The 8,462-nt window shown below is 60.3% G+C and carries 9 protein-coding genes; 6 read left to right on the top strand and 3 right to left on the bottom strand.

Translation table 11 applies throughout. From position 1 onward, the window contains the following. Positions 1–852 precede the first annotated feature (852 nt). Positions 853–1,803, bottom strand: coding sequence for a cupin domain-containing protein (locus HNO79_RS10210; protein WP_244987502.1), 951 nt, complete (start codon positions 1,801–1,803; stop codon positions 853–855). Positions 1,804–2,057: 254 nt separating this feature from the next. Between HNO79_RS10210 and HNO79_RS10205 the strand changes: the two genes are divergently transcribed. Together HNO79_RS10205 and HNO79_RS10200 are read left to right on the top strand one after the other, a co-directional pair. Further along, positions 2,058–2,741 carry a hypothetical protein gene (locus HNO79_RS10205; protein WP_214164795.1) on the top strand — a complete coding sequence of 228 codons (684 nt, stop codon included), beginning with the start codon at positions 2,058–2,060 and terminating at the stop codon, positions 2,739–2,741. Beyond that, positions 2,728–2,946: a helix-turn-helix transcriptional regulator gene (locus tag HNO79_RS10200; protein ID WP_010514295.1), complete on the top strand. Its 219-nt coding sequence runs from the start codon at positions 2,728–2,730 to the stop codon at positions 2,944–2,946. Before HNO79_RS10205 ends, HNO79_RS10200 begins: the two co-directional genes overlap by 14 nt. 71 nt (positions 2,947–3,017) lie before the next feature. On the opposite strand, the gene HNO79_RS10195 is transcribed toward HNO79_RS10200, so the two are convergent. Beyond that, positions 3,018–3,917, bottom strand: coding sequence for a sulfurtransferase (locus HNO79_RS10195; protein WP_010514294.1), 900 nt, complete (start codon positions 3,915–3,917; stop codon positions 3,018–3,020). Between the two features lie 842 nt (positions 3,918–4,759). On the opposite strand from HNO79_RS10195, the gene HNO79_RS10190 reads away from it, so the two are divergent. Together HNO79_RS10190 and HNO79_RS10185 are read left to right on the top strand one after the other, a co-directional pair. Then, a complete protein-coding gene (locus HNO79_RS10190) occupies positions 4,760–4,927 on the top strand; it encodes a CsbD family protein (protein ID WP_244987501.1) in 168 nt (55 codons plus the stop codon). Positions 4,928–5,060: 133 nt separating this feature from the next. Continuing rightward, positions 5,061–5,300, top strand: coding sequence for a hypothetical protein (locus HNO79_RS10185; RefSeq protein ID WP_039732628.1), 240 nt, complete (start codon positions 5,061–5,063; stop codon positions 5,298–5,300). A 188-nt stretch (positions 5,301–5,488) separates the two neighbouring features. On the opposite strand, the gene HNO79_RS10180 is transcribed toward HNO79_RS10185, so the two are convergent. Further along, positions 5,489–6,736, bottom strand: a complete 1,248-nt coding sequence (locus tag HNO79_RS10180; RefSeq protein WP_214164797.1) for a DUF2075 domain-containing protein — start codon at positions 6,734–6,736, stop codon at positions 5,489–5,491. Positions 6,737–6,903: 167 nt separating this feature from the next. Between HNO79_RS10180 and HNO79_RS10175 the strand changes: the two genes are divergently transcribed. Both HNO79_RS10175 and trhA read left to right on the top strand, forming a co-directional pair. Next, on the top strand, positions 6,904–7,155 hold the full coding sequence (locus tag HNO79_RS10175; protein ID WP_010514287.1) for a hypothetical protein: 252 nt from the start codon (positions 6,904–6,906) through the stop codon (positions 7,153–7,155). Positions 7,156–7,456: 301 nt separating this feature from the next. Further along, positions 7,457–8,134 carry a PAQR family membrane homeostasis protein TrhA gene (gene trhA / locus HNO79_RS10170; RefSeq protein ID WP_214164798.1) on the top strand — a complete coding sequence of 226 codons (678 nt, stop codon included), beginning with the start codon at positions 7,457–7,459 and terminating at the stop codon, positions 8,132–8,134. Positions 8,135–8,462: the final 328 nt, after the last annotated feature.

The following is an 8,462-nucleotide window of genomic DNA, read 5'->3' as shown; positions in this document are numbered from 1 at the left end:
AATCATAATCCCTTGGTCGGCGGTTCAAATCCGTCCACCGCTACCATCTGCGTTAGGATTGATTTTCCTTACATTTTCAGACGTCTCCAGGGCTATCATCTGGTCCCGTCGCAATCTGTGCCAGCACTCCATGTCCCCCTGTTTCGGTATTCACCTGCTTTAAACGATAACGGGTGGCCTTTGTTGCGGCGCTTTGTGCCCGACGCCTATGGCCTGCTTTCCAGACATCACGACTGACCACGGCCGGGGATTGCGGATCGCATGAACATTCCGGATAGTACGGTGCGGATCAGCCGATGCATCCCGATGGCCGGGAAATATGCGCCAACAGCCGTGCCGCCAATGTAACCCCGGCATCGTCGAACGGATTTCCCGGCGGAAGGCGGCCAACCATGGCAATGCACGCGTGATGATCGGTCGGACATGGCGCGAGTGCCCGTAAAGAGGGGAAATGAATCAGTCCAGCGGACACCTCCATGGCGCACTGACCATGAAAATGCATGCAGTTATAAAGGCCGCTACGCCATGCCTGCCCCATCGACAGGGAGCCGACATCACGGAAGCAGATTCCCCTGGGGATGAAGTCGGTCCTGAAAGCTTTCATCTCCAATCGGGTTTATGATGCCGCTTCACTGCCCGACCGGCCTGAAAAACGGGGCTCACACCGGACATCCCTGCACGGGACCACTGCTGCACTCCACGCAAGGGTCACTCCCGCCTTACGCGTTCCTACCGATCCCAGGCCATTCGGAGGCATCGCAACATGCTTCGAGCGGCAGCATCCAACCTGGCCTGCTACCGCTCGGCATCAACCGACCGCACGCCGCGGCCGGGCATGCGACAGGGGCAGGATTATGGTTTCAGAACCTGCGTATCCGACTGTCGCCAGGCCGGTGCGGCGGCGACATAGAAAACAAGGGTCGATACGGCGTTGATGCTGTGCGGAACCCGGGGCGGCAGATAGATGACAGATCCCGCCGTCACGGGGCGGACATCATGACCGACCTGAATACTGCCCTGCCCGCTGACGACAAACATGACTTCATGTCCCTTGCGGGTCATCATGCGGGGCATGCCATGTCCGGCAGAGATGACAAACCGCGAGCCACTGATCCGGTCCGAGTGTTGCGGCGCAGTCCGGCCGACCAGTTCCTCAAGCTGCACCGGTGCCGGTGGCGTCCCGACCGTCTTCATGTCTGCGGGCCTGCTCAGGGCATCCTGTCGTGTCAGTTCGGTAATCTGTCTGGCAAATTGGGGGTAACGGGCCATCAGGTCATCACGATAGCCCTGCTCGTAATCCGCATAATCGAAACCGGGGGAAAGCGTATTGCCGCCAAAGGTATAGGCCGTCCGCGCAGCTCCCCTGGGCATGGCCCCCATCCATGTGCCGCGTGGCACAAGGATCTGCGGTTCCTCCCCGGCCAGAACGTTGCCGCCCCAGACTCTGGTCTCGCCATGCCCGTCGGGGTAAAGCAGCAGCAGCGTCGCCGGATCGCCCCCATAGAAATGCCAGACCTCATCCGTTGCCAGCCTGTGCATGGCTGAAAAATCTTGGTGCGTCAGAAGCAGGTAGATCGCACTGTAGGCCCGCCGTTCGCCCGCCGCACCCGTGGCCGGTCCGCCGCCGGCCGTCTCGCCACTTTTCAGCGTCTGTACGAACCATGGTCCTTCATGGGGGATCTTTTCCATGTGCAGGTGCGAGATCAGTGCCTGCGCGGCCACGGGCGGCCGGTCTGCCGGAACCGCTCCTGCGCAGGCACTGGCGCCTGAACCCAGTAGCAGGACGCCGACCAGCAGAAGCACATGTTTCAAATTCATTCTCCCCGTGACTCGATGGAACACCCAGCTTTGCCCCATGCGTGGAATCTGGATACAGGAAATTCCGCACGGGATGAGGGAAAATACCCTGACGTCATAACCTTGGGCACAGGCGGCATTCCACCCCTGACCTGAATTGAGCCCCCGACCGGCCCCATCCCCCGATTTGGCTTGCACCCGGCCCGGTCAGGACGATATGTAACCTTAAGGTGACATATCGCGTGGTGACGGACATGACGTTGAAACGGAAATTCCCTGGTTTCACCCCCTGGCAATGGGCCCGGCTGGTCCTTGTCGCCTGCGGTTACACCTGGGTTCAGGCTTACCGGCCCTTCGGGTGGCTGTTTGGCTGGCAGGTGTTCGAGGCCCGGCATGGCACATGGCCCGAGGGGCTGTGTTTCCTGTGCCTGCTGATCGCGCTGCGTATGGGCTGGGACAGGATCATCCTGCACCGGCGCTGGACGGATGATCTGGCACGAACACGTCACGCGCTGGAGCGTGGCGAGGTCAGGCGCATGTCATTCCCGGTGAGGCTGGCGTTCCTGCTCGGCTCCCTTGCCATCGTGCTGTTGGCCGTCTGGATGCGGCAGGTGGACCCGGTGCGCAATCCCGGCTTCCTGCCACTGGCATGCGGTCTGTTCGGCCTGTTCGCCCTTGTCGAGTTCAGTCACGTGATGTTCATGGGGGACGGCCCGTTTTACGATCCACATGACGAAATGCAGGCCTTTTTCCGCATGCGGGCGCTACGCACCGGCTATGGCGTGATGCTGCTGGCACTGGCGCTGCTGCTGGTCGTGCTGGTTGTCGCACCACCACTGGCGCTGTATGCGGGGCCCATGCTGCTGGCAGCGGGGCTGATCGTGCCCAATGCCATACTTGTGCATCTTAATCGCAGGGCCGAACTGACGGATGAAAGTCCATAATTCCCTCAGGGCATGTCGCACGGCGCAGGGACTGACACAGGCGGCCCTGGCGGAGCGGGTCGGGGTATCACGCAAAACGATCAATACCGTGGAAAACAGCGTTTTCATGCCATCCGTCGGTCTGGCCCTGACCCTTGCCCGCAGCCTGGGGGTCATGGTGGAGGACCTGTTCACCCTTGCCCCTGATGAGCCGGAGAAACCGTAGGGATCACGACCATGCGCCTGCGTCCGGATGGGGCTGAAGGATCATGTCCCCCTTCCCCATCCGGTCTGGCATCACCCGCGATACGGGGCGGCAGCCTTGGGCAGGCCGTCCTCGATCGGCAGGGCCGGGTTGCGGGACCATTCGTTCCACGATCCCATATAGATCCGCAGGCGGCTGAACCCGGCGGATGCCAGCGCGACATAGGTATTGGCCGCGCGCGCGCCCTTGAAACAGTAGATGATAATGTCATCATCCGGCCGCAGCCCACGGCTGGCGGCAAGGGCGCGTATGTCCTCCGCATTGCGGAAGGCGGCATGGTTGTCGGTGACTGTCATGAAGTCATACCACTCGATCCACACGGCTCCCGGTATACGCCCCTTGCGCGGGGCGAAATCAACACCGTAAGGGGACGAACTTTCCGCCAGCCATTCCACCCGGTCGCGGTTGTCCAGCAACCGGACCGTGGGCGACCCCAGCGCCGCGCGCACGTCCTCATACGTGGCCATGAGGGCGGCATTGATCTGCAGCGGAAACGTGGTGCGCGCGGGGGTGACGGTTTCGGTCGTCAGCGTCCCGCCGCCCCTGCGCCATGCGCTCAGCCCGCCATCAAGGATACCAACGGATGGATAGCCGAGATAGCTGAGGATCCAGTACCCCCGGCATGACGCGCCATAGCGCGTGTGCAGGGCATCTTCGTAAACGATGGCGGTCTTTTTGCCATCCAGCCCGTAATCGGCAAACAGGCTGGCGAAGGTCTGCTGCAGCGTGTGCAGCCCATCCTGTGTGGTTTCTGCCAGATAGGTGAAGATGTCGGGCATGCTGACCGCGCCGGGTATGTGGCCTGCGTCAAAATCCTTCCGGTCGCGCACGTCGATCACGACCGCGTCGCCAGCCGCAAGCAGCCTGCGCACATCATCGGGGGAATAAAGAACGGTTGTCGGCATGGTGGCTTCCTGCATGGTTGCGGACATGCCATCCGCACTACCAGAAATCGGGATGGAGGGGGAAGTTTATGGCCCTCCCCCGACGCAGGTCAGGGTCAGCCCCGCATGGCGGCGTTCCAGCCTCCTGCCGCCTATGGCCCCGTCATGACGGCAGCAGGGCAGATACAGTTCCCCATACGGTCCCGCTTCATGAGCAATCATTGACTGATATCCAGCATTGCTGCCGGGAAGGGAAACAGGGAGATCGTCAATTGGCCCGCAGGCATTCCCTGCCATGATCTGCCGCCGCGGTTCCGCGACTGCGCCGCTGGTGCGAAAGTGGCGTGATCGAGCGGATTTTCCGAAGTCAGGCTGCTGACCCCCGCCAATGAATATGGGATAATCGACAGCACGACTGTCCGGACGCACCAGCATAATGCCGGTATCCATGAAATAAGGGGACAGGTCAGGACCATCGGCCAGTCCCGTGGCGGGTTGCCTACATGATTTCATGCCGTTGTCGATGTAGCAGGAAAAACAGCCATCCTTCCCCTGCCCTCATGGCAAAGGGCAGATATTACCGAATTAATTCCGCCATCCATCATCGACCTTGACTGGCGACACGCCCTCGCCTGCCCTGATGCCATCTTCACCGATCAGGCCGGTATTCGCCCCTGAAAACATTGACAGGGAACCACGTGGTCAGCCACGCGCTTCGCCCCGGATGATGTCGGGGCAGCATGCGCCGAGCTGGCGTCTCATGCATTAAATGTTAGTCAGACATGCATTAACTGTTGCACCTGCATATGCATCATGCTGTTGTCTGTCATGCGTATGACGCAGCATTCCTTATCCTGAACGAGAGATCAGCCATGGATCGTTTCAAGACGATGCTTACCGGTCGCACCAACATGCTGCTTGGCCAACTGAAACAGGAAATCGGCTACGCCACCGGGCTGCGGCGGCTGGAACGCCAGGGCATCGCGCAGGAAATGCGCGGCTTTTCCCAGACCGCCCGCCTGCACCGCATGACAACGGAACAGCCCGAGCAGGGATAAACGCCCCACGCATTCCACATGATACACCCCGCATGATGACGAACGCATAACCGCATCGCGCACAGGGAGGTTGCCGGGAAACCGGCAACCCGTACGATGGCCGCCTTATCTTATCCATTCAGGAATAACGGCCATGAGCAAAGACCAGATCATCGACATGCCCTTCACCACGGATGCCATGAAGGCAGCCATTGAACGGCGCATCATCCAGGCGCCGGGCCTGTCCGATGCCCAGAAGCATGACCTGAGCGTAACGCTGGCGGGCATGGATGCCGGGCATCTGGCGACACTGGTCGAAACCGTTCTGGGCCATGCCATTGAATCCGGCCCTGAAATCCTGCCCTACCTGCAGCGCCTTGGCCAGCGCGGCTGAAAAACCAGGAAATAACAGAAGGTTCCGGATGCCGCCTCTTCCCGTGAAAGGCGGCTTTTCCTGTATCCGCCCGGACACCTGTCACAACAGGCCGCCTTCATCCCGGATATGAAGACGCGGCCATCCACATGTCCGGTGTTATGACAACCTGTCCTGTAACCGACCGGTTACGCAGGCAACCGTTCCGGTCAGGACGTGACTGCCGGTGCATCCTGCCGGGCGCGCCACAACGCCGCCAGCCGGGCATGCAGGCGCGGGTCACTGGCATAGATATATAGCCCCCGCACACCCCGCGTCATGAGGACGTTGATGGAATTTAGGATGATCCGTTCCATCACCGCCTGCGGGTTTTCCACCCCGTCGCGCCCGGTAAACGCGGCCCTGTCCTCGTACCGTGACGGGTCGATCACGATCCGGTCGGCAGCCGGATCATAGCCGACGGACGGGCCAAGGATCACGCCCGCGTAATTCAGGTCGAACCCCTGGATGGTATAGACCGAACCGACTTCATCAATCGTATCGGGCCGTTCCGCCCATGGCAGGCGCGCCTGTGGCATGGCGCGGTCCCAGCGCAGGTGAAAACGCCCCTCCGTAATGAAATGGTCATGCCCGTTCAGGGTATAGGGATAATCATACGTCGCCAGCATGCGACACATCCCGTACTGCGCGTTGCGCTGCCTTATGGCGTCATACATGGCCTGCGCGTCATCAAAGATACGGAAGTCAAACGGTTGTGGGGCTGGCAGGGGCAGCAGCCGGCCGTCACGCAGGGCATGGATCCACGTCATGACATCCGCATGGGCATGCACGCGGAACTGCTGGTCCAGCCTGCGGGTCACCACCGGATAACCCGCAACCAGACGGCGCAGGGTGGCGTCGTTCCACAGGCTCTTGAACTTCAGCACCTGATACGCATCGAATATGATGACTACGACATGTGCGTGGCGGATGATTTCCGCCAGCTGGTTATCCTGCCGGAAACGGTTGTAGGGATCGCTGCGGGTCAGCAGCAGGTGCGCCTCATCCACCAGCACGATGTCGGCACGATCATGGCGGGCCGACATCTGGTTGATGAAGGTGGTCGGACGTTCGAAATCCTTCTTGCGCAGGCAGGTCCGGGATTCGGAAATATTCCGGTACAGCTTGATCATTTCCGGGTGGTTGACCAGCAGCCAGTTGCGGGTGCCATGCAGCGGGTCGTGGCCGTCACGCCCCCGCGCCGCCTGCTGTATGGCGGTGAACAGGGTATTCAGCAGCAGGCTCTTGCCCGTGCCTGCATCGCCTTCAATCACGAACAGGGCATGATCATCCGCCCGGTGCGCGCGACAGAAGGCCAGGACCTCCGCCTTCAGCGCTTCCTGCTGGCCCGTCAGCGCCATGGTCGGGGCAAGGCGGGCAAGCGCGCTGTCGGGGGCGCAATGGATGGGGTCTGGCATGTGTCTCCCTCTCTGTGCCGTCTCCCTTTTACGTCGTGGGGCGGCGGACCAGATATGTGAAATATGACGCAAGGGCATGTGTACCCTATTGGTTTTCCTGCCCTGTCATACGTTATATCATCCCGTCACGCGCATACCGCGCATCATTCAGACAGGATTGCCCGATCATGACCGACAAACCCACAGCCGCCGCACGCGAACACATGCACAAGCTGGCGGACAGGGGCCTGAAGGAACCCAAGCTGCTGACGAAGGAAGAGGTCATCTCCCTGGGCCAGCACGTCGCCAAGGAACACGGCCGCGCCACCGAGGCCGAGCATGAAATCGCCAGGAAGGCCCAGCACAACCCCGAAGGCATCACGGCGGAGGAAATCAAGACCCTGTGCAGCCACGTCACGGGCGAACGCACGGCCCGCTGAGGACCGGGGCCGGGACATGCGGCAGGCGCCTATGCCCCCGTATAACCCGGCCTATCTGCGTGCACGGCCTGAAACGTTTCTGACAGGACTTCTTCCAGGGGCGTTTCAGGACATGCCGCCGGTTCGGAAAATACAGCCTCCAAAAACTTCTATTTTTATCAGATTTTTATTCAGCAGGCGGTCTTGCGCCCATCATGCGGGATGCCTCACGCATGCATGATCTTTTTTGCATATATGGAAACAGACTTATTCATTATACGGGACCGGACCTGCGGAAAAATAAGGAGTATTTTCCGCCGCCATGAATACCCGCACGCGTTTTCCCATCTATTCCCTGTCCGAACGGGCGGCTGACCTGCTTGTCCATGTCATGGGCGTGGTGGGGTTGGGGTATGGCGTGCTGTGGCTTTTGCATACCGCCATGATGTCGCATTCAGGACTGGAATCCGGAGTGACGCTGCTGTACTGCGGGTCGATCCTGGCGACGTGCCTGTCCTCGGCGGCCTATAATTTCTGTCCGTCATGCTGGCTCAAGGGCGGGTTGCAGCGCATTGACCAGTCGGTGATCTTCATCGCCATCGCCGCAAGCTATACTCCCTTCATCCTGCTGGGTGGGCACGGCATGGGCAGCGTGTGGTTCTGCGCCCTGTTATGGGCCATGGCCGCGGCGGGTGTCGTGGCCAAGATGTGTTTCTTCACATGGTCGCGGCGGTATCATGTGATGCCCTATCTCTGTGTGGCGTGGGTGTTTTTCCTGTGTCCCGACCCGACGGTGTGGGCCCTGCCCGCGCGGGTGTTTTCCCTGATCATTCTGGGACTGGTGTTCTACTGTACCGGCGTCATATTCTACATGCGTGAGAACATGCCCTTTTCCAACGCATTATGGCATGTGATGGTCGTTCTGGGTGCCGGCACGCACATGGCTGCGGTGGGTTCCATGCTGCTGTATTACAGCCGCGGGCCGATGCGAGGTTTCTAGGATTCCGGACATGGTGGGGCCGGTCATCAAGGTGCCATATGCATCGAACGGTCGACACAGCAGGGCAGATCAGTAAAAGCATGCCGTTTATTCTGCCTGAAGACCATGGGAACCACCTGAAATACTGTATCGACTGCATTACGGATTTCATCGATGTCGTTTCCAATCCCCCCCGGCCGCAAGCTGACATCTTCCGGTTATTCCAGGCACCACGCCGGAATTCCATGGGATCGCTTTTCCCCATTTCAACCCGTCAAATCCACAGTATCCTGTCATGCAGTTCGATACCGAACTGGAACGGATCATGCGGACCTATCTATGGGGCTGG

It is taken from the genome of Komagataeibacter oboediens, assembly GCF_018491655.1.
Lineage (GTDB): Bacteria > Pseudomonadota > Alphaproteobacteria > Acetobacterales > Acetobacteraceae > Komagataeibacter > Komagataeibacter oboediens.
Note: the sequence above shows the minus strand (reverse complement) of the source record. Positions and strands in the feature narration are given on the sequence as shown.